Raw genomic sequence first — 1,212 nt, 5'->3', positions numbered from 1 at the left:
CTTGTATCTCTCATTGATAAATGATTAGCTATCATTTATCACATCGAAGTCAGTGAGCTTGCCTGTGCGTCTAGTATTTAATACTGCTCCGTAGATAAGGCCCTGACTTTCTATTCTCAGAAACTGAATGGTATCCAAGCACACTTTTTTTAAGTAGATGCTGTATGTACAAGGGGAGTAAGTAGAGATGATGTTTATCGGCATTGATATTAGTAAAGAGAAGATTGATTTATCGTGGTTGAGAGACCAGCTTACAAACAAAATTAAAACAAAAGTCTTTAAAAACAAGCATCAAGACTTTTTAGCAATAGAAAAATGGCTTTTAAATACAACTAAAAGCGCTGCTAATGAGCTCGTTATCACCCTCGAACCAACGGGTGTTTATCATGAAGCACTGATGTATTTTTTACACGAGCAAGGCTTTAATATTATTTTAGCGAATCCCGGTAAAGCTAAAAAGTATGCAGACGCTTTAAACATAATTCATAAAACAGACAAATCTGATGCAACGATGCTTGCTCATTACGGCTGTGCTAAGCACGCAGTCGTTAGTTATTGGCAACCTGATGCATTAGAAATTAGAGAGCTTAAAGCCCTTATTCGTCGTTTAGATGCGCTTGAGAGTAACCGACAACGAGAAGCTAACCGATTAGAAGCAAGTGAATTCAGCAACGTTTCAGCACGTGTTTGCCAATCGATAAAAGTGACTATCGCGTTTTTAGACGATGAAATTAAACAGCTTAAATCTGACATTGATAACCACATAGATAATGAACCTGATTTAAAAAGAAACAGGAAACTACTTGAGTCTATCCCTGGCATAGGGCCCGTATTATCGAGAGAGCTGACGTATTTATTCGCCGCTAAAAAATTCAATAAAGCCAAAGAAGCGGCAGCTTATTGTGGATTAATTCCACGGCACAATGAATCGGGTACATTAAAAGGGCGAACATCAATCAGTAAACTTGGGCCAGCCAGAATTCGATGTAAACTTTATATGGCGGCCATTGTTGCAGGGCAATGGAATAAAACAATAAAGAGACACAAGTTAACGTTAATAAACAATGGTAAAACACCGATGCAAGCTGTGTGTGCAAATATGCGAAAGCTCATTCATATATGTTTTGGTGTAATAAAAAACCAAGAAGCGTTTAAGCTCCAAGAAAGTTAAATACGACCTTGAAGCTTAAAATGAGAGATGGTATCTACAGG

Annotated in this window: 1 protein-coding gene; it reads left to right on the top strand. The window is 37.7% G+C overall.

Annotated elements, in window-relative coordinates:
• The first annotated feature begins 187 nt into the window (after window positions 1–187).
• A complete protein-coding gene (locus GQR38_RS19905) occupies window positions 188–1,171 on the top strand; it encodes an IS110 family transposase (protein ID WP_165723107.1) in 984 nt (327 codons plus the stop codon).
• Window positions 1,172–1,212: the final 41 nt, after the last annotated feature.

The sequence above is a fragment of the Pseudoalteromonas sp. c7(2019) genome (assembly GCF_011378625.1).
Classification (GTDB): domain Bacteria; phylum Pseudomonadota; class Gammaproteobacteria; order Enterobacterales; family Alteromonadaceae; genus Pseudoalteromonas; species Pseudoalteromonas arctica.
Note: the sequence above shows the minus strand (reverse complement) of the source record. Positions and strands in the feature narration are given on the sequence as shown.

What these genes read in the sequence shown, in the direction of transcription:
- GQR38_RS19905 (WP_165723107.1), top strand. Translation starts at nt 188, where the DNA reads ATGATGTTTATCGGCATTGATATTAGTAAAGAGAAGATTGATTTATCG.